Annotated in this window: 18 protein-coding genes; 8 read left to right on the top strand and 10 right to left on the bottom strand. The window is 69.5% G+C overall.

Going from position 1 to position 22,734, the window contains the following annotated elements; translation table 11 throughout:
• The coding region (locus AOK03_RS33410) for a beta/alpha barrel domain-containing protein (RefSeq protein ID WP_208609647.1) at nt 1-670 on the bottom strand (670 nt) is incomplete at its 3' end.
• A gap of 199 nt (nt 671-869) precedes the next feature.
• Here AOK03_RS33410 and ligD point away from each other — a divergent pair.
• On the top strand, nt 870-1,901 hold the full coding sequence (gene ligD, locus AOK03_RS33405; RefSeq protein ID WP_055569130.1) for a non-homologous end-joining DNA ligase: 1,032 nt from the start codon (nt 870-872) through the stop codon (nt 1,899-1,901).
• 106 nt (nt 1,902-2,007) lie between these two features.
• On the opposite strand, the gene AOK03_RS33400 is transcribed toward ligD, so the two are convergent.
• Together AOK03_RS33400 and AOK03_RS33395 are read right to left on the bottom strand one after the other, a co-directional pair.
• Nucleotides 2,008-4,242: an OmpL47-type beta-barrel domain-containing protein gene (locus tag AOK03_RS33400; RefSeq protein WP_055569132.1), complete on the bottom strand. Its 2,235-nt coding sequence runs from the start codon at nt 4,240-4,242 to the stop codon at nt 2,008-2,010.
• A complete protein-coding gene (locus AOK03_RS33395; protein ID WP_063792634.1) occupies nt 4,242-6,767 on the bottom strand; it encodes a ThuA domain-containing protein in 2,526 nt (841 codons plus the stop codon). The genes AOK03_RS33400 and AOK03_RS33395 overlap by 1 nt, the downstream gene beginning before the upstream one ends.
• A 223-nt stretch (nt 6,768-6,990) precedes the next feature.
• Between AOK03_RS33395 and AOK03_RS33390 the strand changes: the two genes are divergently transcribed.
• Complete coding sequence (locus AOK03_RS33390) at nt 6,991-8,061, top strand: multicopper oxidase domain-containing protein (RefSeq protein ID WP_244177851.1); 1,071 nt, start codon at nt 6,991-6,993, stop codon at nt 8,059-8,061.
• A gap of 82 nt (nt 8,062-8,143) precedes the next feature.
• On the opposite strand, the gene AOK03_RS33385 is transcribed toward AOK03_RS33390, so the two are convergent.
• Nucleotides 8,144-9,622 (bottom strand): HEAT repeat domain-containing protein, encoded by a 1,479-nt coding sequence (locus AOK03_RS33385; RefSeq protein WP_055569127.1) that lies wholly within the window; start codon nt 9,620-9,622, stop codon nt 8,144-8,146.
• Between the two features lie 147 nt (nt 9,623-9,769).
• Between AOK03_RS33385 and AOK03_RS33380 the strand changes: the two genes are divergently transcribed.
• A complete protein-coding gene (locus tag AOK03_RS33380; protein ID WP_055569131.1) occupies nt 9,770-11,830 on the top strand; it encodes a restriction endonuclease in 2,061 nt (686 codons plus the stop codon).
• Nucleotides 11,831-11,981: 151 nt separating this feature from the next.
• On the top strand, nt 11,982-13,022 hold the full coding sequence (locus AOK03_RS33375) for a LacI family DNA-binding transcriptional regulator (RefSeq protein ID WP_055569126.1): 1,041 nt from the start codon (nt 11,982-11,984) through the stop codon (nt 13,020-13,022).
• Nucleotides 13,023-13,071: 49 nt separating this feature from the next.
• Here the strand turns inward: AOK03_RS33375 and AOK03_RS33370 are convergent, their stop codons facing one another.
• Nucleotides 13,072-14,310 (bottom strand): glycoside hydrolase family 64 protein, encoded by a 1,239-nt coding sequence (locus AOK03_RS33370; RefSeq protein ID WP_055569125.1) that lies wholly within the window; start codon nt 14,308-14,310, stop codon nt 13,072-13,074.
• Nucleotides 14,311-14,536: 226 nt separating this feature from the next.
• Between AOK03_RS33370 and AOK03_RS33365 the strand changes: the two genes are divergently transcribed.
• The 4 genes from AOK03_RS33365 to AOK03_RS33350 all read left to right on the top strand — a co-directional run bounded on the left by AOK03_RS33365 (nt 14,537) and on the right by AOK03_RS33350 (nt 17,023).
• A complete protein-coding gene (locus AOK03_RS33365; protein WP_055569124.1) occupies nt 14,537-15,328 on the top strand; it encodes a VOC family protein in 792 nt (263 codons plus the stop codon).
• 195 nt (nt 15,329-15,523) lie between these two features.
• Nucleotides 15,524-15,772, top strand: a complete 249-nt coding sequence (locus AOK03_RS33360; RefSeq protein ID WP_055569123.1) for a WhiB family transcriptional regulator — start codon at nt 15,524-15,526, stop codon at nt 15,770-15,772.
• A 324-nt stretch (nt 15,773-16,096) separates the two neighbouring features.
• The gene (locus AOK03_RS33355; protein ID WP_055569122.1) at nt 16,097-16,471 is read left to right on the top strand and encodes a hypothetical protein; all 375 of its coding nucleotides are present in this window, start codon (nt 16,097-16,099) and stop codon (nt 16,469-16,471) included.
• Nucleotides 16,472-16,657: 186 nt separating this feature from the next.
• Nucleotides 16,658-17,023: an ArsR/SmtB family transcription factor gene (locus tag AOK03_RS33350; protein ID WP_055569121.1), complete on the top strand. Its 366-nt coding sequence runs from the start codon at nt 16,658-16,660 to the stop codon at nt 17,021-17,023.
• Between the two features lie 135 nt (nt 17,024-17,158).
• Here AOK03_RS33350 and AOK03_RS33345 read toward each other — a convergent pair whose 3' ends face one another.
• From AOK03_RS33345 to AOK03_RS33325, 5 genes are all read right to left on the bottom strand, one after another.
• The gene (locus AOK03_RS33345; protein WP_157869147.1) at nt 17,159-18,121 is read right to left on the bottom strand and encodes a hypothetical protein; all 963 of its coding nucleotides are present in this window, start codon (nt 18,119-18,121) and stop codon (nt 17,159-17,161) included.
• The gene (locus AOK03_RS33340) at nt 18,048-18,725 is read right to left on the bottom strand and encodes an ATP-binding cassette domain-containing protein (protein WP_079075114.1); all 678 of its coding nucleotides are present in this window, start codon (nt 18,723-18,725) and stop codon (nt 18,048-18,050) included. Before AOK03_RS33340 ends, AOK03_RS33345 begins: the two co-directional genes overlap by 74 nt.
• Before the next feature lie 132 nt (nt 18,726-18,857).
• Nucleotides 18,858-19,277, bottom strand: coding sequence for a hypothetical protein (locus AOK03_RS33335; protein ID WP_055569118.1), 420 nt, complete (start codon nt 19,275-19,277; stop codon nt 18,858-18,860).
• 348 nt (nt 19,278-19,625) lie between these two features.
• Nucleotides 19,626-22,106 carry a hypothetical protein gene (locus tag AOK03_RS33330; RefSeq protein WP_055569117.1) on the bottom strand — a complete coding sequence of 827 codons (2,481 nt, stop codon included), beginning with the start codon at nt 22,104-22,106 and terminating at the stop codon, nt 19,626-19,628.
• Nucleotides 22,107-22,172: 66 nt separating this feature from the next.
• Nucleotides 22,173-22,631 (bottom strand): Lrp/AsnC family transcriptional regulator, encoded by a 459-nt coding sequence (locus tag AOK03_RS33325; protein ID WP_055569116.1) that lies wholly within the window; start codon nt 22,629-22,631, stop codon nt 22,173-22,175.
• Nucleotides 22,632-22,734: the final 103 nt, after the last annotated feature.

Here is a 22,734-nt window from a genome sequence, read left to right as displayed (position 1 = left end):
CCTCGCCCCCGCACCCACAGCCGACCTCGTCCGTGTCCATCCGGAAGCCCGCACGCCCCAGCAGCCCGGCCGGATCGAAGCGATGGTCGTACGCCTCCTCGGCCCCGTCGAGCCGGACCCGCACGGTCACCGGCTCCATCCGCGCAAGCCGCCGTGCCAGCTCGGGCACGTGCCCCGGGACGCCCGCCCCCACCAGGACGCAATCCACTCCCGCGAGGATCGCCCCGAACATGCCTGGGGCGAGGCCCAGTTGGACCTTCTCCAGATAGTTGATCCCGACCGGGCCCCCGTGCCCCTCCTTGGCGAGCCACACCTCCACGAAGTTCCCGAGCACGGTGAGCAGCTCGGCCTGTTCCCCGCGCTCGATCCGCAGCATCGGCTGCGCGCGAAGGCGCTCTCCCGCAGCGACCCCGCCCTCGATGTAGAAGCGGTCCAGGGCCGCGGCCGCCAACTCCGGTACGGGGAAGGCCGCGAGGGCGCGGCGCACGTCACCGTCCGGGTCGCCGAGCTGGAGCCGCCGCGTGAGGAGCGCGTCCAGTGCCGTGCCCGACACGACGCCGAGCTGTCCGACGGAGCTGACGGCGCGGGCCAGCCGCCAGCCGGAGACGCCGACGCCCATCCCGCCCTGGATGACCTGTGGCAGTTCCCCGCCCGACATGACCATCGGCATACCGCACCGCCTTGCTGCTCGCGCTCCACAACCTACGGTTCCGTAGGTTCGGTCAGGGGTTCAGTCTTGGCCACCGAATGCCGGAGGCCCTCCGTCGGAAGACCTCACTGGTGGTGACCAAAGGCCTCCTCGTCCCGGCTCTTGGACCCCCGGGTGGCCCGATATGCGGAGAACGACCCGGGCGCTTAGCGTGGCTCGCATGGGTGCAGCCAAGGGCAGGAGCGCAGCCGTGGAGATCGACACGGGGGAGCGGACGGTGCGCCTCTCCAGCCCGGACCGGGTGGTCTTCCCCGAGCGCGGCTTCACCAAGCTGGACGTCGCCGAGTACTTCGTCGCCGTCGGCCCCGGCATCCTCCGCGCGCTCCGCGACCGCCCCACCACCCTGCAGCGCTATCCGGAAGGGGCGGCCGGTGAGTTCTTCTACCAGAAGCGCGTCCCGAAGAACCACCCCGACTGGATCCCCACCGCCACGATCGCCTTCCCCAGCGGCCGCACCGCCGACGAGATGTGCCCCACCGAGGTGGCCGCCGTCATCTGGGCGGCCCAGTACAACACCCTCACCTTCCACCCCTGGCCGGTGCGCGGCGAAGACCTCGACCGCCCCGACGAACTCCGCATCGACCTCGACCCGCAGCCCGGCACCGACTACGCGGACGCGGTCCGCGCCGCCCTCGAACTCCGCTCGCTGCTCGACGAGTTCGGCGGCCTCGAAGGCTGGCCCAAGACGTCGGGCGGTCGCGGGCTGCACGTCTTCGTGCCCATCGAGCCGCGCTGGACCTTCACCCAGGTGCGCAGGGCGGCGATCGCCGTCGGGCGGGAGCTGGAGCGGCGGATGCCGGACGCGGTCACGACGGCCTGGTGGAAGGAGGAGCGCGGGCAGCGGATCTTCGTGGACTACAACCAGACCGCCAGGGACCGCACGATCGCCTCCGCCTACTCGCTCCGCGCCCGCCCGCACGCCCCGGTCTCGGCGCCCCTGCGGTGGGACGAGGTCGAGGACGCCCGCCCCGAGGACTTCGACCTCGCCACCATGCCGGGACGCTTCGCCGAGGTCGGCGACCTCCACGCGGGCATGGACGAGCAGGCCCACTCGCTCGAAGCGCTGCTGGCTCTGGCCGACAAGGACGAGCGGGATCACGGCCTCGGCGACCTGCCGTATCCCCCGGAGTACCCGAAGATGCCGGGGGAGCCGAAGCGGGTGCAGCCGAGCCGGGCGAAGCACGAGGAGTGAGCGGCGGGCCCGGCTCCCGGGAGTCCCGGAGGGCCCGTGCGCGACAGCGGCGCCCCCGCCCCGGGAGGGGCAGGGGCGCCGAAGAGGGATACGGCAGAGGCCGGTCCTACAGCTCCTTGATCCTGATGTCCCGATACGAGATCACATCCGTGACCCCGTGCACCTGCACCCCGACATAGCCGGACGAGTAGCGCCGTCCGTCCGTGCCCGGGTCGTCGCCACGCGGCGGCGTGAAGTCCTGACCGCCCGTGTTGTCGAACTCGTTGATCAGGACGCCGTTGCGGTAGACCGAGTAGTGCTGGTCCACCACCTTGATCTCGTAGTCGTTCCACGTGCCCTTGGGCGTGACGCCCGCGCCGGCCAGGCCCACCCGGTCGAAGCCGTAGATCGAGCCGGTCTTGTACATGTCGCCGTCAGGCCGGTCCAGTGCCTGGATCTCGTGGCCGTACTTGATGGCGACCCACTCCGGACGTGACTCCTCCGGATGGTCGTGGACCTGCGGGAAGCGGACGAAGACGCCGCCGTTGGCGTTGCCGTTGCCCGGTGCGTCGTCCCGCCACTGGAGCTTCAGCGAGAAGTCGCCGTACTTGCGCTGCGGGAACCACAGCATGCCCATGCCCTCGACGGTGGTGCTGCTGGTGATCGAACCGTCCGCGTTCAGGCCGAACTTGCCGCCCCCGACCTGCTCCCACTGGTTCAGGGACGCCTGGGTGCCGTCGAAGATCTTGCGGTAGCCCTCCGTCTGGCCGGGCTTGCCGATTCCGGACTGCTTGGCGGCCTTGTTGATCTTGTTGTACTCGCGCTGGTCGATCTCGCCCGCCTTCAGGAGCTTGTCCGTGACGCTCTTGACGTGCTTCAGGAAGAGCGCCTGCGAGGTCCACTCCTTCTCGTCCTCGATCAGCTCGTTGATGCGGCAGCGGTTGTTCGTGACCCGGTTGGGGATACCCGTGTCGACCGTGCCGACGAACACCGTCAGGCGTTCGTCGAACTCGGCGCAGTTGGGGGACGGAACCCCGCCGCCCCGGGCGACGGTGAACGAGACGTCCTCGGCCGCCGAGACGTTGCCCGCCTTGTCGCTCGCACGGTAGGCCACCGTGTGCCGACCCACGCGGTCGACGACGACCGGGTCGGCGTACGCGAGGTAGGGGCCGCCGTCGAGCGAGTACTCGACCTTGTCGACGCCGGAGTCGGCGTCGGTCGCGGTGACCGTCACCTTCGCCTTTCCGACGTATGCGCCGTCCGAGTTCTTGTCGCCCTCGACCTTCGCGCCGGTCTCCGGCGGCGTCTTGTCCTCCACGGGCGGCGCGACGACGGTGAACTCGACGGCCTTCTCGGCCGCCTGGTTGCCCGCCTTGTCGGAGGCGCGGTAGCGGACCTTGTGGGCGCCCGCCTCGTGGACCATGACCGGCGCGGTGTACGCGGTCCAGGCGCCGTCGCCGATCGCGTACTCGATCTTGTTGACGCCGGAGCCGGTGTCGGACGCGGTCACCGTGACCGTCGCCATCCCCAGGTACTGCCCCTGGTCGTTCTTCTCGCCGCTCACCGTGGCCGACGTCTCCGGCGGTGTCTTGTCGTCCGTCGGCGGCGCGACGACCTTGAAGTCGGCGGCCTTCTCCGCGGACGCGTTGCCCGCCTTGTCGGTGGCCCGGTAGCGGATCTTGTGGGTGCCGACCTGGTCGACGACCACGGGCGCGGTGTACGGCTGCCAGGCGCCGTCCGCCCCCACCGCGTACTCGATCTTGTCGACGCCCGAACCGGCGTCCGTCGCCGTCACCGCCACGGTCGCCGAACCGACGTACGCACCATCGGCGTTGGTGGTGCCCTCGACCTTCGCCGCGGCCTCCGGCGCCGTGGTGTCCTCGCCGCCGCCCTCGGTCACGACCAGGATGCCCTGCATCGACCCGTGGCCCGGGATGGTGCAGTGGTAGCGGTAGCGGCCCGGGGTGAGCGTCACCTCGGCGGTGTGCTTGCCGCCCTTGTCGTCATTGGGGTTGGCGAGGATGTTCAGCGTGACGTCGTTGTTGTACTCCGGGTCGGAGGTGTCGAACGTCAGCGTGTGCGGCATGCCGGTCGTGTTGCCGGTCGCCTCGCTGTTCTCGAAGACGATCGTCGTCGGACCCGCCACCGCCGTGGTGGGCGCCGACTTGTACTTGGTGATGTCGTTGTCGGCGGTCCAGGTGAGGGTCTGCGCCTGAACGGAGAGCCCGGAGTTGTCGGTGCGGGCCACCGCCGCCGTCGACGTCAGGCCGAGCACCATCAGGAGCGCGGCGAACAGTGCCGTGTACAGTCTTCGCTTCCGCACGGTCCGCCCCCGTGGGGCCCGCTGGGTCGGAGATCGCATCATCCCGCCTTCCTGGCCAGGTCGTCGGCGGCCGGGGTCGCCGCCCCGCCCTTGTACGTCACGCGCCACAGCGCGGACTTGGGGTCCGAGGTGAAGAAGCCGCGGCCGTAGTCGAGGACGTACAGCGAGCCGTCCGGCGCGAACTTCCAGTCCATGAGGTTCTTGATGCCGTCGTTGCCGATCGGAATGATCTTCTTCAGCGATTCCGCGTGGACGGGAAGGCCGCCGTTGCCGACCGTCTTCGGGTCCGTCACCACCGCGTGCCGCGGCTGGTCGGAGTCGTAGAAGTCACCGACGAACCACTTGCCGTCCCAGTAGGAGGGCCACTTGTCGGCGCTCGCGTTCGCCGCGTCGAAGCGGTAGACCGGCCCGTTCATGGTGGCCTGGCCGCCGCCCTTGAGCCACGGCAGGAGGGTCTTCTGCTCCTCCGTCTTGTAGCTCGGCACGCCCTTCGCGTCGCGCGGATAGTCGACGCCGCCGCCCTGCGGCGAGTACCAGATGTTGTTCGGCTCGGCCGGCGGGATGTTCACCAGGCCGTCGTTGTTGGGCGACTCGTTCTTGAGGTTCTTGCAGTCGTACCAGCCCAGCGGCTTCGTCGGGTCCGGCAGATTGCGGTCCCGGTAGGGCTGGTTGTTGCCCATGCAGTACGGCCAGCCGCGGTTGGAGGCATGGGTGATCGCCGCGAACGTGTCGTACTTGGCGGGGCCCCACGTCGTCGACGGCGCGCCCGCGTCCGGGCCGACCCAGCCCGCGTACAGCGTGTCCGTCTTCTTGTCGATGGAGATGCGCGCCGGGTTCCTGACGCCCATCACGTAGATCTCGCCGCGCGTCTTGCCGCCGCCCTCGTCCGGCTCCTTGCCGGTGAAGAGGTTGCCCTGGGGGAGCGTGTACGTCCCGTCGGCCTCCGGGTGGATGCGCAGGATCTTGCCGTTGAGGTTGTTGGTGTTGCCCGCGGTGCGGCGCGCGTCGGCGAACGAGACGCCCTTGAAGTTCGGCTGCGGGTTGTTGCCGGAGTAGCCGTCGGTGAACCCCGAGGAGTTGTTGTCACCGGTCGCGATGTAGAGGTTGCCCTTGGAGTCCCAGGCCATCCCGCCGCCCGCGTGACAACAGCTGTGGATCTGCACCGGCCACTTCAGGAGCACCTTCTCGCTGCCCATGTCCAGCTTGTCGGTGCTGCGGTCGAGCGTGAACCGGGAGACGTACCGCTCGGCCATGTGCGTCTCGCGGTTGATCCTCGAGTGAGGCGTGTAGTGCAGATACACCCACCCGTTCTGCTCGAACTTCGGGTCGAGCTCGATCCCGAGGAGGCCCTCCTCGACCTTGATCAGCTCATCGCCGCCGCCCTTGTTGCCGAAGACGGTCAGCGCGCCCGCGAGCGTCGACTTCTTGGTCTTGGGGTCGTAGACGTGGATCTCGCCCGTGCCCTTGCCGACGTCCGGGTTGTTCCAGTCGGTGACGACCGGCTGGGAGGAGTCGGCGCCGCCGCGGCCGATGTAGAAGACCTTGCCGTCGGGCGCGGTGACCAGCCCGTGCGGCTCGCCGATCTGGTCGTTCTTGCCCGGCTGGTTGGCCTGGGTGAGCCGCTCCGCCTTGTAGTTGGCGTTGATCGTCGCCTGGCAGTCGGCCCGCGCGATGCGGGTGGTCCACAGCAGGGCGCCCCGCAGATGGGTGCGGAAGTCCGCTTCGTCGTACGAGGCCGCCGTGCCGCCCATCCCCGTGTAGAAGGAGCGGCCGCCGTCGTAGTCCCGGCACCAGGACACCGGGTGGTCCCAGCCGTTCTTGCCCGCGCCCGGCTGATAGGTGGACTCGCGCACCCGGGCGACCGTGTGGACGTCGCCCGAGGGGTTCTTCGTCCAGTTCAGCCACCGGTCGGGGCGCTTCCACTGGAGGGGCAGGTCCTTGGTGGCCGGATTCTCGCGGTCGCCCACCTCGACGGTGGCGCGCTGCACGTTCGTCGGGCTCGCGTCGGCGGGACGGGCGCCGATCAGGCCGGTGAACCAGGTGGAGTACGGCTCGGCACGGGCCGCGTCATGGATGCCGAGGAAGCCGCCACCGGCCTCCATGTAGGCCTCCAGGCCCGCCTCCTGCTCGGGGTCGAGGACGTCACCGCCGCCGGTGAGGAAGGCGACGGCGTTGAACTTGCCGAGCTTCCTCTCGTCGGTGAAGACGGACGCGTCGTCCGTCGCCACGATCTTGAACCGCTGGGCCTCCGGGCCGGTCTGCCCGATCTTCTCGATGGCCTCGATGCCGGCGTTGACGACGGGGGACTCGTCGCCGCCCGCCGCCGAGCCGTGGAAGACCAGGACCTTGACGTTGGCCCCGCCGGGCGGCGAGGGCAGGGACATCGTTGTCAACGGCGGCTCCGGGTACGGCCGCGCGGAGGCGGCCTGTGCGGAGAGAGCCCCGGTGACCAGGGCGCCGGACAGCAAGGCGGCTGCCCAGGCCCGGTACCCGCGGTCCGGTCTGCGTCGAGTTCTGCTCAACCCTCGTACGGTCAAGGGCCTTTGATGCGGTGTGCGCCGCATGAGTACACCCACCCCTCGTCGGTCACAGCAACAGCGCCGACGAAGCTAGACCTCTTTTCGCAACTCGCCAATAGGTATCACCGCGATAGCACCAACTTTGTCCTGCATGTGGATAAACAAAGATCCGGCCGATACCGTGTGGCCGTCCCCGGGGCCTCCTGCGCCCCGTCAGTCTCCGTACCGCAGTGGGGAGTTCGTCATGGACCGACTGAACCGTCGGGATCTGGACAGGCGCAGCTTCAACCGTCGGATGCTCGTCGGCGGCGCGGTAGCGGCGGCCGGGGTGACATCGTTGTCGGTGGCGAGTGCGCCCGACGCGAGCACGGCCGAGGCGCCGCCGAAGACCGCGCCCGCGGGCGGCGAGGTCAAGCGCATCAAGATGTACGCGGAGAAGCTCCCGGACGGGCAGATGGGGTACGGCCTGGAGAAGGGCAAGGCCTCCATACCCGGCCCGCTCATCGAGCTGAACGAGGGCGACACCCTGCACATCGAGTTCGAGAACACGATGGACGTGGACGCCAGCCTGCACGTGCACGGCATGGACTACGAGATCTCCAGCGACGGCACGAGACACACCAGGAGCCATGTCGAGCCGGGCGGCAAGCGCACGTACACCTGGCGCACCCACGCCCCGGGCCGCCGCAAGGACGGCACCTGGCGCCCCGGCACCGCGGGCTACTGGCACTACCACGACCACGTGGTCGGCACCGATCACGGCACCGGAGGCGTGCGCAAGGGCCTCTACGGCGCGTTGATCGTGCGGCGCAAGGGCGACCTGCTGCCGGACAAGACGTTCACCGTCGTGTTCAACGACATGACGATCAACAACAAGGCGGGCCACGACACCCCCGCCTTCGAGGCCACCGTGGGCGACCGCGTCGAGTTCGTCTCGATCACCCACGGCGAGTACTACCACACGTTCCACGTGCACGGTCATCGCTGGGCGGACAACCGCACGGGTCTGCTCACCGGCCCCGACGACCCGAGCCAGATCCTCGACGACAAGATCACGGGCCCCGGCGACTCCTTCGGCTTCCAGGTCATCGCGGGCGAGGGTGTGGGAGCCGGGGCGTGGATGTACCACTGCCACGTGCAGAGCCATTCGGACATGGGAATGGCGGGGCTGTTCCTGGTGAAGAAGGCGGACGGGACGATTCCGGACTATGAGCCGCATCATGCGGCGGCCCGGAAGCCGAAGTCGTCGCAGTCGTCGAAGTCGGCATCGAAGCCGTCGTCGCAGTCGAAGTCCCCGTCGTCTGCGGACGGCGCCGCCGGGGAGCACGCCCACCACTAGGGCCTGTCCAGGGGGGGGATCGGCCCGGCCGGTCGGCGCTGACGTTGCCGCGACCGGTCGGATCCGTCCCTGCATCGGCGGCTCAGCCGCGAGCGCGCAGCTGTTCCAGCAGATCGGACAGCATCTCCGCGCGACGGTCCGGGCCGGGATAGCTGTCCGGGTCCGCGCAGCGGTCCGCCCATCCGGTCTTCTCCAGCCGCTCCAGCCGCTCGACGAGACGCGGACGAATGTCGTCCGGAAGGCTGAAGCCATCCTCCGCGGAGGCGAGTTCACAGGCCGACAGGAACTGCCAGTCCACGTCGGGGGAGTCGAACTCGCGGAGCAGCCGGTCGTACGCGTCCGTGGCGCCGTTCTCCAGGGCGTGCTGGAGGGACGCGGCCCGGATCTTCGGCGCGGGCGCGTCGGCGTGACGCTCCAGGGCATCGGAGACCGTCCGGGAGACCGGCTCCTCGCCGCGGTCCAGCCCCGCCAGGCTCTCGGCGGCGGCCCCCCGGACCTCGTCCTCGGGGTCGTCGTCCAACAGCCGCACGAGGGCGTCCACGACGCGGCCCTCCTCCGGTGTGCCGACGGCCAGCAGCCCGAGGCCCGAGGCGGCGGTGGAGCGGATGGTGCTGTCGGGGTGGCCCAGCAAGCCGAGGAAGAGGTCCACCGGCGGGTCCGGGAGGGGCGCGACGACGTGCAGCTGCACGTAGCAGACGAGGAGCTGGTCGAGGACGAACGGGGTCTGCTCCCGGGCGAGCAGGTGGTCCAGGACCTCGCGGGTCCGCCGGCGCCGCAGCAGGTCGTCCCGCGTGATCTGGTGGTTCAGGGTCTCGACGCCCAGGGTGGCCCGTGCGTCGTCGCCGCTCATGCAGAGGTCCAGCGTCTCGTCGACCTGCAGGCCGTGCCGTGCGCGGTCCGTCCACGCCTCGTCGTCGGGCGATTCGGAGAGCGGAGCGATCAGCTCCAGCCGGACGTCGCTGTCGGGGTCCGCGGCCAGGGCCCGCTCCAGGATCGCCCGTGTCTCGACCCGGACGCGCTCCTCCTCCTCGGCGGGCAGCGGCTCGTTTCTGCGCACCACGAGCGAGGTCAGGAGGACGGCGAAGTCGAACGCCATCTCGCGCGGGAAGCTGCCGGGCCGTCCGACCCCGTCGAGCCCCTCCGGGGCCCAGCCCTGGCTGCGCAGATACGTGAGGCGCGCCCGCATGTCGTCCCGCAGGTCCTCGCCGATCTCCCGCAGGGCCGGGGGCCCGCCGATCTCCTCGACGAAGCCGGTCCACGCCCGCAGGTAGCCCTCGGGGTCGTCCAGGTGCCCGGCGACGATCCCCTCCACGCGCTCACGGACAGTGGTCTCGCGGCGCAGCGCCGTGCAGAAGCCGTCCACCACGGTCTCGTGGAAGTCGTCCGCCCACGGCTCGCGCGCCACGGCCGAGGCCAGCTCCCGAAGCGCCCACTCCGGATCGGCGGCCTCGGCGGCGTCGACCGCCGCCTTGGCCCGCACCGTCGCGTCCGGATCCCGCAGAGCCGCACCCAGCTCCTCGTGCAGCTCGGCCTGCTTGCGCTCTCTCCGCTTCTTGAACATGGGGGCAGGGTATGCGCAGCGCGCTCCGCCCGCCGTTGCCGAGCGGATATGCGGGGCGGCTGTCGCTCGGTACAGTCGTTCTGTGGCGACTGGTTGTGGGGACAACCAGTCGGTGTTCGGCTGCCGATGTCCGGGGGGCTGCAGCACATGAGTCGTCGTTCTACGGGTTTCGTCGGCGTATGGGCCGAAACGCAGCGGCAGCAGCAGCGCCAATCGGAGGCCGAAGCCAGCAGGCGGAGGCAGGAGGCCCAGCAAACGGGGGCCTTTCAGCGGCGCGCGGTCCAGAGCCATCGCCAGTACAGGGATATGGAGGCGCTGCGTCGCACGGAGGAACTGGACGCGGAAGTCGCGGCACTGCAAGAGCTTCTTGCCGAGGGTTGTCGGGCCCGGCCCTTCGAGGCCGCCTCGCTCCTGCGACCGGAGGAAATCGAGCCTTTCGCACCGGGGCCGTTGGCGCAGCCCGTGCCTCTGCCGGATCTGCATCAGTACCAGGCGCAGGGCGGATGGACCGGGAGCCAACGGGTGCAGGCCCAGGCCGAAGCGCGTGCGCGCTATGAGCGTGTCCGCGACGCCGCGCTGGCGGCGGAGGCCCAGCGGCAGCAGCAGCTGGCCACCTACCGCCGTGAGTACCAGGCGTGGGCCGATGGGCAGCTGGCCGAGGTGCGCGCGCACAATGCGGGTGTCGTGGCGGTGACCCAAGGGGTGCGGCGCCGGGATCCGGATTCGGTGGTCGAGTACTTCTCCGCCGCTCTGTATGCGTCGACGGGGTGGCCGGAGGGATTTCCCCGGCAGGTCGTAGCGGCTTATGACCCTGATGCCGGTCAACTGGTGCTCGATTGGGAGCTGCCTTCCTTCGGCGTCGTTCCCGCGGTCAAGTCGGTTCGCTACATGTACGGGATCGACCAGGACAAGGAAATCCCCCGTCCGACAAGCCGGCGTCGGGCGCTGTACAAAGAGGTGCTGGCCCAGTGCATGCTGCTCGTCCTGCACGAGCTTTTTGCCGCGGACGAGTTCGGTGCGCTCGAGTCCGTGGCCCTGAACGGCTTCGTCGACGGACACGACCCCACGACGGGCCGGCCCGGCCGTATTTTCCTCGCGACCGTGATGGCGTCGCGTTCTCTGTTCCGTGAGCTGCATTTGGCGCAGGTGGACGCGGGCAGTTGTCTCGCCGACGCGCTGCGGGGGCAGCTCTCGCAGCGCCCGGACCAATCCGCAGCGGTGCGGCCGGGCCGACGCCCGCAGGACGTCGGGCACCGTGTCGTCGCCCACGGCGGGGACGAGGAACCGGACCTCTACGAAATGGACCCGGTCGCCTTCGAGAACCTCGTCGCCGATCTCTTCCGGGCCATGGGGATGCAGGCGGTGACGACGGCACGGTCCAACGACGGTGGTGTGGACGTCGACGCGCTGGATCCCACCCCGATCCGTGGCGGCAAGATGGTCGTTCAGGTCAAGCGCTACCGCAGGACGGTGCCGCCCACCGCCGTGCGCGACTTGTACGGGACCGTGCAGGACGCCGGAGTGAACAAGGGCGTCCTCGTGACGACGTCGGGGTTCGGCCCCGGCTCCCACACGTTCGCCAACGGCAAGCCGCTGGAGCTGATCTCGGGTGCCGAGCTCGTCGATCTGCTGCACCGGCACGGTCTGCGCGGGCGGCTCGGCGAGGAACGCCCGCGGACCGCGGCACGGTCCGCCCCCGCGGCCCCGGACACGCGGCTGCCCGACGACTACAACATCCTGGGCATGTCGTGGACCGGAAGCGTCGCGCTGGACGTCTGCGCGCTCGTCTGCCGTGGCAGCCGTGTCATCGGCGACGACTTCTTCGTCTTCTACAACAACCCGCAGACCCCCGACGGTGCCGTCCGGGCCGTCGCCGCCACCGCTCCCGACAAGGCCGCGGTCTGCGTCGCCTTCGACGGACTGCCGGACGAGGCCGACCGGCTCGTGCTCGCGGCCGCCGTCGATCCCGAGGCCGACCCGGACGCCGATCTCGCCGGGTTCACGGACGCCTGCATCCGGCTGCTCGACCCCGAACTGACCGAGCTCGGGAACCTGGAGGTCTCCGACGGCCGCCCGCGCGAAACCGCTCTGGTGCTCGGCTCGTTCCGCCGCAGGGCGAACGGGGACTGGGACTTCGTGCTGGGCGGCAAGGGCTACCAGGGCGGCCTGGAGGAGCTCGTGCGGGACTTCGGTATCGAGGTGGACTAGAGAGGCGGAGCAGTCCGGAGGAGCCGCGCCGGTCCGGGGAGGGGAAGAACGGCGTCCGCCTGCTGATCGAATTCGTCGGCCTTCTCCGCACACCCTTCGCCTCCGATACGGGAAGATGCCTCCTGACATCGTCAGGGAGGAGTGACCGAAGGTGACCGAGGAACCGCGTCCCACCCTGGAGGCCGTGGCCGCTCGTGCCGGGGTTTCCAGGGCCACCGTCTCGCGCGTCGTCAACGGAGACCCGGGGGTGCGGGAAGTGCTCGCCGAGAAGGTGCGGCGGGCGGTCGACGAACTCGGCTACGTTCCCAACCGCGCCGCCCGCAGCCTGGTCACGCGCCGCCACGACGCGGTCGCCGTGGTGATCGCCGAGCCGGAGACGAGGGTTTTCGCGGACCCGTTCTTCGCGCTCCAACTGCGGGGCATCAGCAAGGAACTGACGGCGCACGACATTCAGCTCGTGCTGCTGCTCACCGAGGGGCGGGACGACCACGAGCGGGTCGGCCGCTATCTCGCGGGCGGGCACGTCGACGGAGCGCTCGTCTTCTCGCTGCACCTGGACGACCCGCTGCCCGGCATCATCCGGCGCGCCGGTCTCCCGACCGTCTTCGGCGGGCGCCCCGGCTGGCCCCAGACCGAGGAGGGCGGGCCGGGCGCGCCGTACGTGGACTGCGACAACCGGGGCGGTGCGCGCGAGGCCGTGCGGCATCTGTTGGGTCTCGGGCGCAGCCGCATCGCGCACATCACGGGGGCCCTCGACCAGACCTCCGCGGTCGACCGGCTCGACGGGTACCGCGAGGCGCTGGCCGACGTCGACCCGGGGCTCATCGCCGAGGGCGATTTCACCCCGGCGGGCGGCGAGCGCGCGATGCGGGAACTCCTCGACCGGGCACCGGATCTGGACGCCGTTTTCGCGGCCAGCGACCTGACCGCGTCCGGCGCCCTCCGGGTGCTGCGGGAGCGGGGCCGGAGGGTGCCGGACGATGTGGCGGTGGTCGGCTTCGACGACATGCTGGCGGTGGCCGAGCAGACCGAGCCGCCGCTGACGACGGTCCGTCAGGACATCGAGGAGATGGGCCGGTTGATGGCCGGGATGCTCCTGCGCGGCAGGGGAGGGGCGGAGCGGGGGACGGAGCCCGTCGAGCCCGCCGGTGTGGTCCTGCCGACGTCACTGGTGCGCAGGGATTCCGCGTAACGGGTCTGGACCGTAGGGGGAGTTCCCGGCACCCGCGGGGGCGCAGGGCTCAGGAGCCCACGCTCACGGTGAACCGGCGCGGGTTGCCGTCGTGCGCGGCTCCCGACACGTCGGGCTGTCCGTCGGGGCGCACGTCGTCGTACGGGAACGCGTACCCGATGGGGGAGTTGGCGTGCACCACCCGTGCCCAGTGGTTGGTCACCGCGTCCTTGTAGTAGTCCCCGGAGCCCGCGCCGTTCGGCTGCTCGGGGTGGGTGAGCATGATGCTGCGGTTGAATCCGGCCGCGAGCCGGGCGAGCAGGCCCTTCTTGTCGTCGGGGTCGTTCGGGTTGTTGGCGAAGGGGCCGTGGTTGCAGGTGAAGACGTCCTTCGAGGTGGGCTTGGGGAAGGAGTGGCCGCCGTTGAAGGTCAGGACGTCGCCCTGGACCCGCCCGGTGAACACGCCGCGGCCGCCCTGCAGGTCGATCTTGAGGTCCGTGCCGCGGTACTTCTCCCACACCTTGTCGATGTAGCTGTTCCACAGGTCGCGGAACGGCATCTGGTCCGGCTTGTCGAAGTACGGCGCCATGAGGTTCTGCGGCGAGATCACGCGCAGGACGCCACCGTCGTCACCTCGGATGACCAGCTTGTCCCACGGCTGTCCGTCCTTCCCGGTCTGCGCCGCCAGATCCGCCGCGATCTTGTCGACGGCGCCGTCGGGCAGCGGGGCGACGGTGTGCTTCTCGTCGCCCTCCAGGGTCAGGCCGATGGGCAGCGCGGTGACGAGGTCGACGTAGCTGATGTTGGCGTACAGCTGCTGCGGGTTGAACGTGAACTCGCAGAACGACCAGGTGCGGCCGTAGTTGGGGTCCTCGCGGGTCGCGAAGGCGGGCTCGACCAGGGAGGGGCCGGGGTTGAGGAAGAAGTCCAGCTTGTCGTCGCGCACGAAGTAGACGCGTGCCCCGTACATCTGAGGGAGGGTCAGCACCTTGGGCGCCGAGCCCGCGGCGCCGAGCGGGATGGCGCAGTCGACGGTCAGCGGGGTCTGGGGCGCCGAGGGCGAGTCGGGGCGGTAGACGCCGCCGTCCGGCTTGAGCAGCACCCAGCGGTCGGTGCCCTGCTCATGGCCGGTGACGTAGGCGCGCACCTGGCCGGGGAGCGACTTGTTCGCGAGGGCCAGCTCGCAGGTGGCGGGGGCGGCCCTGCCGCCCGCCCGGGCGCCGGGGCTCAGCGCGCTGCCCCATACGGGGTAGGTGAGGGCGCCCGCGGCGGCGGCGGTGGTGGTCAGGAACATTCGACGCGATATCACGGAAGGTCTCCTGCGCGGTTGCGTGGGGGGTTGGTGTAGGGGGGTTGGTGTGTGGGGGGCACCACTGTCTCGACGGGCGATTGCGGCGTCAAGAGTTGTGACTGAGAGCGCTCTCAAAAATGTTGTCCCTTCATCAAATGACGAAGTGGGCGCGGGGTGGGCCGATTGTCAGTGGGGGGTGCCAGACTCGGAAGTGCGGAAGCGAGATGCGACAAAGGAGTCGATCATGCTCAATGACCGTTTCGTAACAGGTGCACCTATCTGGGTTGATATGTGCGCTCCCGATCTCGACAGCGTCAGCGGGTTCTATCGCGAGCTGTTCGGCTGGGAGCTCCTGCAGGGCGCCGCGGAAGTCGGGGGCTACAGCCAGTATCAGCTCTCCGGCCGCACCGCCGCGGGCGCCATGGCCATCTCCGGTGACGAGGCCGCCCCGGCCTGGACGCTCTATTTCCGCACGCCGGATGTGGACGCCACGGCGAAGGCGGTCGAGCAGGCAGGGGGCGGCACGCTCTTCGAGGCCGTGGACATCCTCGACCTCGGCCGCATGGCGGGCCTATCCGATGCCGCGGGCGTCCCGTTCGCCGTGTGGCAGCAGGGCCGGCTCAAGGGCCTCGATGTCCTGAACGAACCGGGGGGCCTGGTCTGGACCGAGCTGTACACCCCGGACGTCTCAGCGGCCACCGCGTTCTACGGCTCGGTGTTCGGCTGGCAGACCACCGAGGCGCCCTTCCCCGGTGGGTCGTACACGATGGTGCACCCGGCGGACGGCACCGCGGACGACATGTTCGGCGGCATCGTGCCGCTGGCGAGCGACCCCTCGGAGGAGGCGGCCTATTGGCTGCCGTACTTCCAGGTGGACGACTGCGACGCCACGGTCGCGAGGGCCCGGCAGTCCGGCGGCACGGTGCGGATGGATCCCCTCTCGATGGAGGGCGTGGGCCGCTTCGCCAAGCTCGCGGACCCGGCGGGCGCGAAGTTCGCGGTGCTGCAGCCGTCGCCTCCCGGAGAGGGCCAGTAGAGCGGGCGCGGGCGATGGTCCCCGGCACCCGGTCCGGCGGTTCGGAACCGGGTGCCGAAGGGCGGTTTCGCCGTGCCCGCCGCCGGGCAGTCCTCCCCGGGGCCACGGGCCGGGCACGGCCGCCCGGCAGCCGACCAGTCGTTCGTTGATCGTTCGTTGATTGCTTGTTTCGCGCGATGGGACAGCATCGGTGTCATGCAGATCGAGATGACAGCCGAGCCCGGACTCGCCTGGCAGGAGCAGGCGCTGTGCGCCCAGACAGGAGCAGACTTCTTCTTCCCCGAGCCCGGAAGCTCGGTGCGTGAGGCGAAGGACATCTGCCGGATGTGCGACATGCGCACGGCCTGTTTGGAGTACGCGCTGAACAACGACGAGCGGTTCGGCGTCTGGGGCGGACTCTCCGAGAAGGAGCGGTACGCCCTCAGACGCCGACCCGGCGCCTGATCCCCCCTGATTGCCTGATCGCCTGATCCCCGAACCCGCGAGCTCCTCGGTGCCCATGGAGCCCGCGGGTTCTCAGGCGTGCCTACGGGTGGGCGCTCAGAGCCCATCCCTGAACCTCCGCTGATCTCGCCCGCCGCGCGCACAGTCGGCGACCGACAAGTAGGTCGAGGAAGCAGATCCAGTACGGCACGCAAGCGCAGCCAACCGATCCGAAGGGGGCAACTGCGGCTGCTTTCGCCTCAAGTCGCATCGGGTGGCGGCGTGACTCCTAGAGTCCCCGCCAGGGCCGGACAACCAGCCTGCACATCCCCCGGAGGAGGACCCGTGACCAGTGTGGAAGTGTCCCTCAAAACCCTGCTGACCGAGGCCGACGGAGCGCTCGGAGCCGCCGTCGTCGACTACACGAGCGGCATGGCGCTCGGCACGCTGGGCGGCGGCAAGGACCTGGATCTGAACGTCGCGGCGGCCGGCAACACCGACCTGATCCGCGCCAAGATGCGCACCATGGAGATGCTGGGCGTCAAGAGCGAGATCGAGGACATCCTCGTCACTCTGGGCACCCAATACCACCTCATCCGTCCGGTGACCGGAAGGTCGGGGAACGGTCTCTTCATCTATCTCGTCATCGAGAAGGCCCGGTCGAACCTCGCCATGGCGCGCCGTCTCCTCAAGCGCGCCGAGGAGCAGATCGAGGTGTGAGCTCCGGCGTCTTTTCTACGCCCGCTACTTGAAGAATTCTTCAAGCCACTACCTCTGCATCTTCCGAACTCTCGGATCGAGTGGCCCCGGCCGGGGAGGATGGGACGTCACGCCGGGCGCGGCGGCGGTCGGGGCCGCCGCGCCCCATCTCAGGGCCTCATCCGCGTCAGGAGAGTGAGAGATCCCGTGCAGGCGCCCCTCTACCAGGTCAAAGCAGAGTTCTTCCGCATGCTCGGGCACCCGGTCCGCATCCGCGTCCTGGAACTCCTCCAGAACGGGCCGGTATCGGTACGGGACCTGCTCATCGAGATCGACGTCGAGCCCTCGAACCTCTCCCAGCAACTCGCCGTACTGCGCCGCTCCGGCATCGTCGTCTCCACCCGCGAAGGCACGACCGTCACGTACGCCCTGGCCGGTGGCGATGTCGCCGAACTCCTGCGCGCGGCACGCCGCATCCTCACCGAACTCCTCGCCGGCCAGACCGCCTTGCTGGCCGAACTCCAGGACTCCGAGCAGCCCGAACAACCCGCCGCGCACTCGCCCCGGTCCTGACCGCATCCTGCGCGACGGGTACTCCAGCGACCGGTCCGACGCCCGCTGGGAGCTGGTCGAGCCCGTGCTCACGGCCTGGCAGGCCCGGCGCCCCGCGGCACCCGGGAACGTCAGTGGAGGATGGGCCTCGGGGACTCAGGTGTAGAGCGAGCGCCGCGCGGTGAGCGCGTAGGCGCCGGCGAGGACGGCCGCCGTCACAGCCATGAGAGCCAGGGCGGCAACAGCTCCCGGCAACGGGGTGGGCGCAGTGGGGCTGAAGCCGCCGGTGAAGGTCATGTGGGGGTAGGCGAGAGCCATCAGGAGGTTGCGGGGGTCGAAGCGCCCCATGATCGGCAGGACGAAGAAGAGGGAGACGAAGAAGGGGATCACGTGCAGCGGCCGTCGGGCGATCATTCCTGCGCCCATGCCCAGGAGTGCGAAGAACGTGCCTGTGAGCAGGAACACCAGGAGGGGCGGGACGAGGTCGGTGAGGGGCAGCTCGCCGGGGACGGAGACCAGGGGGTCGTCGAGGCGTCCGGATGCCGCCCAGCTCAGGCTTGAGCTGATCAGTAGGCAGGCGGCCAGCGCCGCCGCTGTCAGGGCCGTCACCACGGTGATGAGCGTCGCGATCTGAGAGGCGAACAGGGTGCGGTGTCCGTCGCGTACGGCGCGGAACTTGAGGGTCTTGAAGTGGGCGTCACGGGTCGCGGTGACTGCTCCGTGGGTGAAGAACAGGACCGGGGCGAGGACGAAGCACAGGACTTGGAGGAGGCTGACCGTGCCCTGCACGATGTGCAGGTTGGCCACCGCACTGCCGGCTTGGCGCCAGGTGTCCTCCAGCGGTGCGTCGGTCGGGTCGTCGCCCTGTCCGACGGCTCGGATGAAGGTGTATCCGCCGTCCTCCTGGAGGAAGGTCCACTCCTGGTGCAGGCTGCTGATCGCGCTGCGGGCTGTGCCGTAGGCGCCCACCGCGAAGGCCGCGGCGACGAGCACGCAGACGGCAAGCGCGTACAGGCCGTAGCGAGAGGCCCACTGGTAGCGCAGGTCAGTCCGGATCGCGTGGGCAGTGCGCGAGGTACGCGCCTTCGAGGCGGTCGCCGCCTGCGGGATGGAAGTCAAGCCGGGTGAGCCTGTTCTGTGCCAGGGCGAACACGTCGTCCGCCACGCGGTCGTAGAAGTCGAATTGGTGTCCCGCCGCAATCACGACGCTGTCCTTCTTCAGGTCCGTGATCACGTCCTGCAGCCAGGCCAGGCTGTCGTAGTCGAGCCCGTTGGCCAGCTCGTCCAGGAACACATAGGGCGGCCGGGCCAGGGCCAAGGCGGTGATGAACACCTTCTTGCGCTGTCCGTACGACAGCGCTTTGCCCGGCTTGATCAGCAAGGTGGTGGACACCTGCCCGCCTGTGGCTGCGTGAACCTCGGCGATGGTGACCTTCCGCCTCACCAGCAGGCGCAGGTTCTCCCAGCCCGACAAGTGGGGGTACAGGGCGCAGTCGTCGAACACGGGGAACAGCTCCGGGCGTATCTTGCCCAGAGGCCGACCGTCGAAGGTGATGGTGCCCTGGAACGGTTCCAGCCCTGACAGGCATTTGAAGAAGGTGGTTTTGCCCGCGCCGTTTCTTCCGAGCAGGTAGCTCACCCGGCCCCGCCGAAATGTGGCGGAGACCTCGTGCAGGACAGGATGTGCTCCGTATCCTTTGATGACCTGCTCGGCTGATATCACCGGGTGTTCGTCCTCATGAGTTCGGGGAGCCTGCCATCCGGCAGACCATCAGGGAAGAAGAGATGAGCAGTGTGGCGGCCGGCCGCATGGGGCGGTCCGGTGCGGCTGGCCGTGTGCTGAGCTGTCGGCAGTTCAGCCCCTCCATTTCCAGGCGCCGGACCTTCCGCTGGTGATGTAGTGCATGTAGTCCTTCGAGTAGGCCTTCACGCTTCCCCAGGGAGTGGGGACTCCGGCTCCAATCGTGTTCTTGGCCCGCCATTTATGGGTCGCGCCCGTCGCGTGGTAGCGCCTTATCCCTTTGTTCTGCGCGATGTTGGGGAAGATGTGTCCATTCGCCTGCCAGCCCTTTGATGAGGTCACCTTGCCGCCGTTGAAGCCGAAGTACACCGTGTCGCGGGTCCACATCAGCCGCCCGCCCCGCTTGAACTCTGCCTTGCGATAACGGGTCTTGGCGCGGGTCATCGGCTGGGCGCCGGAAGACTCGGTGAGCTCCGCTTCTGTGGCGGATACTTCTTCCCCGGTTGCCTGCGGCTCACCGGTGAGCGCTGCCATCTGTTCTGTACTCAGCTCGGACGGATCTACGGCAGGTCCGTCGGCGCTAGTCGCCAGAGGTTCGTCGACAGCCACGGCCAACGCGGCTGGGCGGCGACAGCGAGAGCAATACCTCCCGATACTGCCACCGTGGCCAGTCGCTTACGCATGGATAACCTCCAAGGACCTGCATATCGCCGTTGATTGCAGACTGACGATATGTCAGGTACCTGGATGTCCCCGTGGGCCGAAAGCCCTGCGCGGCCAGGACCTAAGGCCCGGCCATGGTTCGGCTGGACCTTGAGGCGGGTCGCAAGGAACCCCCTTCGTGCGCCGATCCGCGATACCCCATTCTCGTGAAACGCTCGGTCAGGCGTACGTGACCACGAACCGCCGAGTCCCCGCCGGGACGTGCACATCGTCACCGGAGACCGGCAGCCCCCGGCCGTCCGCCGTGACCGACCGCACCGAACCGAACCGGCACGGATAGACGTACCGCACCCGATCCGGAGCCTCGGTGATCTCCACTGTCACCGTCCGGTCGCCCGCGTCGTGCGTGAGCCGGTAGCCGAAGGGCTCGCCGAACAGCGTCGGAGCGGACGCGACGGCCACCGTGTCGCCGTCCGGCACCCAGTGCGGACGCACGCCCGGCGCGATGTACACATGCGGATCGCGGTCCTCGTCCGCCTCGAACAGCAGGATGTCGCGGAGCAGGAGCAGATACTCCGCGGCGGCCCAGCCGTGCGGGATGTCGCCCATGTACCAGTGCCGGGACGGCACTTCGTGGAAGTCCGAGGCGATGGTGAAGGCGTGCTGTTCGTTCCACGCGCCGAGCGCCACCGCCCGCTCCTCGGTCCGTGGGAAGGCGGCCCCGACGATCCAGCCGAGCAGCGCATCCGCCCGCGCCGGGTCGCCCGCCAGCAGATACGCGTGCGCCAACTGCGTGGTGAGGTAGGGCCCGTAGGCGTTCCACGCCGCCTCGTGCCGGTATCCGCCCCGCACGAAGTGGGCGTACATGGTGTCGAGCGTGCAGCGCGCCGCCGCGTCGATGTCCGTGCCGAGCTTGCTGCCCATGTGCAGGCGCAGCGGATGGAAGAACGCCGCGGTGCCGATCATCGTCGAGTCGAGCCGGCCGACGTCGCCGGGCCCCGTCGGGATGTACGTCTCCCAGGCGCCGCGCCTGCGCTGCTCCGCGAGGACCCAGCGCATCGAGGCCGCGGTCGCCCGCTTCACGTCGTCGAAGGCCGCCCACAGTTCGGGCACGTCCGGCGAGCCGATGCGCTCCGCGAGCCGCGCCGCCTCGTACAGACCGGCCAGCGCCCACAGGTCGTCCCAGTAGTGCGGCTTGTCGCGCTCGCCCAGGTGCTCGGCGCTCCAGCCGCTGTGCAACAGCCCGTACTGGTCGCGGTTGTCCCGCAGCCACCGGGCGCCGTCGACCACGTACGGCGCATAGAGCCTGGCGCCGAACGCGGCGGCGCGGCCCTTCGTGCGGTCGAGGCGGCCGATCGCCCAGAGCGCCTGGCCGTTGCTGTCCCACTCGCGGTCGTCCCGCTCGTGCGGGCCGCCGTAGAAGCCGTACTCGGCGCACGGCCCGATCCGGCCCGTGCCGCGGTTGAACTTCAGCGGGTAGTGCGTGCCCAACTGGCGCTCGGCGAGCGCGCCGTCCCCCACCAGCGAACAGGCCGTGGCCTCCACGGACGAGTCGCGGATCCAGAACGAGTCGTACACCGTGGGGCCGGGGTGGATCTCCCCGTGGTCGGAGAGGATCAGCAGTTGCGAGCGCGACTCGCGGAACAGGTCGGTCAAGTGCGAGACCGGGCGCGGCAGTTCCGGCTGCAAGCCCTGGCCGAGCAGCTTCGTCGTCCAGAACGCCCGGTTGGCCTCCTCCAGTTCACCGGCCGGTACGGCCCTGATCTCGGCCAGGTCGTCGGCCCCGCTGTACAGATCGACGGGCAGCCGTACGTCCAGCTCGAACATCTCGTCGTCGATGACCCGGAACGGCCATGCGAACGCGGCGCTGCACAACCCCGCGACCTGGTCCTGCGCCTGCCCGGCGCCGTTCAGCTTGCCGCCGTTGACCAGGTCGTGGAACGGGCTGTGCGCCAGATAGGTGGCCGGGTCGTAGCTGAAGTCGGGATTCCCGTACACGCCGTACTGCTCCGGCGCGGTGTCGAACACCGGGCCCCAGCCGCTGTTGGTCTCCACCCGGTTCTCGGTCGGCAGATGCCGCAGGAACGTCAGCCTCCGGTCGGTGATCTGCCGACCGTTGCGGTCGTGCCGCTGGAAGCCGCTCGGGCCCGCGGGCACCACCGCCGCGCACAGCCAGCCCTCGCGCGGCTGCCCGGTCGCGGTGCCGACCGTCACCCTGGTCACCACCAGATCGCGCTGCCGTGCGCCCACTGCCGTGGCGAAGGTGCGCTGCACGAACTCGACGCCGTCCGGGGCACGGAAGTCCGTGAGGACGACCGGCAGGTGCGGCGCCTCCATGCGCTGGGACACCGTGCCTTCGCCGGGCAGTTGCGGCAGGTGCAGGGCGCCCGTCGCCGGGTCGTAGAGGAAGAAGAGCAGGCAGTACTTGTCGTAGACCGGCTCGATCTCACCGGCCTGGCCGATCAGTGACTCCTGACGGTGGTCCTTCACGCCCACCATGTGCCAGTAGCGGTACAGGGCATTGGAGGCCAGGGCGGCTTCCTTCGACTCGTACGTCCCGGAGTCGAAGTCGTCGCTCCAGCGCCGGAAGGCCTGTTGCGCCCACCACGGCACGGGGTAGGGCACCGTCGCCCGGCCCGCCCAGCTGCGCCACATGACCTCGTAGAACATCCACTCGTGGGTCTGCGCCATCTGCGCCATGGGTTCACCCCCTCACCCACCGTTGCACCGCGAGGGGCGTTCGTAAATCCGCTCCTCCGGTCGGGGTCAGGGGCCTTGCTTCACCGTCTTCATCGTCAGGTGGGAGTCGACGCGCAGGACGCAGGGCAGGCCGGTGAGCTTGCCGGTGAGGAAGGCCTCGTAGGCGGCGTGGTCGGCGACGGCGACGCGGATGAAGTAGTCGGGGCGGCCGAACATGCGGCGGACCTCTATGACCTCCTCGTAGGAGGCCACGACCTCCTCGAACTCCAGATAGGTCTTGCGGTCGTTGGCGCTGACCTCGACGTCGATGAGGACTTCGAGGCCCCGGCCGAGCGCCGCGGTGTTGAGCACGGCGTGATACCCGGCGATCACGCCCGCCTCCTCCAGGCGCTTGACCCGGCGCAGACAGGGCGGCGCGGTCAGGCCGACGCGTTTGGCCAGCTCGACGTTGGTCAGACGGCCGTCCTGCCGCAGATGAAACAAAATTTCGTGATCCAGCGCATCCAGGCGAATTTCATTGCTCACAAGTTCATCATAGAGCCACTATTAGCAACCATATTAGGCTTGGATCTTCATAAAATGTCGGCATGCGAACAGCTCCACCCGTCGCCGGTGACACCCTTGTCCC

The sequence above is a fragment of the Streptomyces atriruber genome (assembly GCF_001418325.1).
Classification (GTDB): Bacteria; Actinomycetota; Actinomycetes; order Streptomycetales; family Streptomycetaceae; genus Streptomyces; species Streptomyces atriruber.
This window is presented reverse-complemented; position numbering and strand designations above follow the sequence as displayed.

What these genes read in the sequence shown, in the direction of transcription:
- ligD (WP_055569130.1), top strand. Translation starts at nt 870, where the DNA reads ATGGGTGCAGCCAAGGGCAGGAGCGCAGCCGTGGAGATCGACACGGGG.
- AOK03_RS33400 (WP_055569132.1), bottom strand. Translation starts at nt 4,242, where the DNA reads ATGCGATCTCCGACCCAGCGGGCCCCACGGGGGCGGACCGTGCGGAAG.
- AOK03_RS33395 (WP_063792634.1), bottom strand. Translation starts at nt 6,767, where the DNA reads ATGCGGCGCACACCGCATCAAAGGCCCTTGACCGTACGAGGGTTGAGC.
- AOK03_RS33385 (WP_055569127.1), bottom strand. Translation starts at nt 9,622, where the DNA reads ATGTTCAAGAAGCGGAGAGAGCGCAAGCAGGCCGAGCTGCACGAGGAG.
- AOK03_RS33380 (WP_055569131.1), top strand. Translation starts at nt 9,770, where the DNA reads ATGAGTCGTCGTTCTACGGGTTTCGTCGGCGTATGGGCCGAAACGCAG.
- AOK03_RS33365 (WP_055569124.1), top strand. Translation starts at nt 14,537, where the DNA reads ATGCTCAATGACCGTTTCGTAACAGGTGCACCTATCTGGGTTGATATG.
- AOK03_RS33360 (WP_055569123.1), top strand. Translation starts at nt 15,524, where the DNA reads ATGCAGATCGAGATGACAGCCGAGCCCGGACTCGCCTGGCAGGAGCAG.
- AOK03_RS33335 (WP_055569118.1), bottom strand. Translation starts at nt 19,277, where the DNA reads ATGGCAGCGCTCACCGGTGAGCCGCAGGCAACCGGGGAAGAAGTATCC.
- AOK03_RS33330 (WP_055569117.1), bottom strand. Translation starts at nt 22,106, where the DNA reads ATGGCGCAGATGGCGCAGACCCACGAGTGGATGTTCTACGAGGTCATG.